The organism is Maricaulis sp. D1M11, assembly GCF_047308265.1.
Taxonomy (GTDB): Bacteria; Pseudomonadota; Alphaproteobacteria; order Caulobacterales; family Maricaulaceae; genus Maricaulis.
In genome coordinates, this window is the sequence record NZ_JBKQWY010000036.1 from 1 (window position 1) to 637 (window position 637).

General features: G+C 66.2%; 1 pseudogene. It reads left to right on the forward strand.

The window, feature by feature from the left end:
• Positions 1 to 82: 82 nt before the first annotated feature.
• Positions 83 to 637, forward strand: a pseudogene (locus RMQ97_RS15535) (hypothetical protein); the annotation flags it as partial.

Consider the following 637-nt stretch of genomic DNA (forward strand, 5'->3'; position numbering starts at 1 on the left):
CGCCACGATCGGCGACACCTCCCCGCTCGCTCCTGTGCCCAAGGCACAGAAAAACGGCTGCGGCGCGGTCGGCACCATAATCATGGTCGCAATCGCCGCGGTTGTGGTCGCGGCGACTGGAGGCGCACTGGCGGGCGGTGTCGCCTCGGTCATGAATGGCGGTGGGTTCCTCGCCGGTGCACAGGCTGGACTGGGAGCGTCCTTGAGCGTGGGCGCAGCTGCTGGAGCAAAGGTCGGAGTCGCGGCTGCTCTCGCAGGGGGGGCCACAACCGCAGCGGTAACAGGCGTCGGTGTGGCGACAGCTATCGGTGCCGCCGCCGCGGGTGCGCTGGGTTCCATCATCAGCCAGGGCGTTGGCGTTGCAACCGGTATTCAGGAGAAATTTTCCTGGAACGCGGTCGCCATGGCGGGCCTCCAGGCTGGGATCTCAACGGGCGTGGACAGAGTGTTCGGTAATGCACGCCATGCACGGGCGGCCGCGGCCGGAGAACGCGCTGCGCGAAACACGACGCAAGCCCTAACGGGTCCATCTCAGTTGTTGAGCTCAAGCGAGATCAAAGCGCTGGCCAATATCGACCGTCTTAACGCCGTTGCCGAGGCTAGCTCCCGCACCTTCGTTGGCGCAGCTGCGCAGGCC